1 protein-coding gene is annotated in these 1045 nt (G+C 71.5%); it reads right to left on the bottom strand.

What is annotated here, in order from left to right; genetic code table 11:
• Window positions 1–171 precede the first annotated feature (171 nt).
• The coding region (locus C2142_RS42085) for a transposase (protein ID WP_206671098.1) at window positions 172–1045 on the bottom strand (874 nt) is incomplete at its 5' end.

Genomic DNA, 1045 nt, shown 5'->3' with positions numbered 1-1045 from the left:
CTGCGGGCAGCGGGCGAGGATTCCCTTGAGCTTGAGGGTCTCGTCGGTGGTGAGGCTGTCGGGGTGGCGGGTGATCCAGCTGGTCACGTCGCGGACCGAGGGCGGCCGGGTGGAGCGGTCCTGTGGCTGGGCGCCGGACCGCAGGGGTCGCAGGTAAGTCGCGCAGGACCGTCAGGCCGCCGGTGTAGCCGGCGGCCTTGATCTCGTCGAAGAGCGTCTTCGCGGTGGTGCAGCCTTCCTGCCACCGCTGGTGGAGGTAGGGCTTGTAGTCGTCCAGGACGCTGGTGCGGCCCTGCCACTTGCCGACCACGAGTTCCTCGGGGGCACCGGCGCGGGCGAACCTGCGCACTGTGCCGCGGGCCAGGCCCAGTCGGCGGCTGATCTCCCGCCGGGACAGGCCCTGGTCGAGGAGGGTGTGTACGGCCTGGTGCCGCTCGCGGGTGCGGTCCGCGTAGCGGTGGGCGCCCCGGTCTGCTTTCGCTGTCGCGGTGATCTGTTCCAGTTCGGCGAGGGCAGCCGCGGATTCCTCGGGGTGGGGACGTGGGCAGGTTCGCGCAGTTGGGTGGAGTGTCGGGTGACGCAGCGTTCCACGGCTTCGGTGAGGTTGTGGAACAGGTGCCAGCGGTCCGCGACCTGGACCGCGTTCGGTGCGCCGAGGCGGGCTCCTTCGGCATGGCCGGTGGCGCGGTCGCGGCAGATGACCTCGACGCCGGGGTGCTCGGTCAGCCAGCGGGCGAGGGTGGCGGCCTCGCGGTCGGGCAGCAGGTCGACGGGGCGGCGGGTCTCGATGTTGATCAGCACGGTGCCGTAGACGTGGCCCTTGCGTAGGGCGAAGTCGTCGACTCCGAGTACTCGTGGTGTCGTGGTCTGCGGATCGGGCATCGCGCGGATCAGCCGCAGCAGGGTGGAGCGGCTGACCTTCGAGCTGAGGACGTCGGACAGTCGGGCGCCGGCTCGGCCGGCCAGCATCAGCGCCACCGCCTGCAGGATCGTGTGCAGCCGCAGGCTCCACCGCCCGTGGCGGAAGGTGAGGCCCCTGCTCAAC

The organism is Streptomyces sp. CB01881, from assembly GCF_002953255.1.
Taxonomy (GTDB): domain Bacteria; phylum Actinomycetota; class Actinomycetes; order Streptomycetales; family Streptomycetaceae; genus Kitasatospora.
Note: the sequence above shows the minus strand (reverse complement) of the source record. Positions and strands in the feature narration are given on the sequence as shown.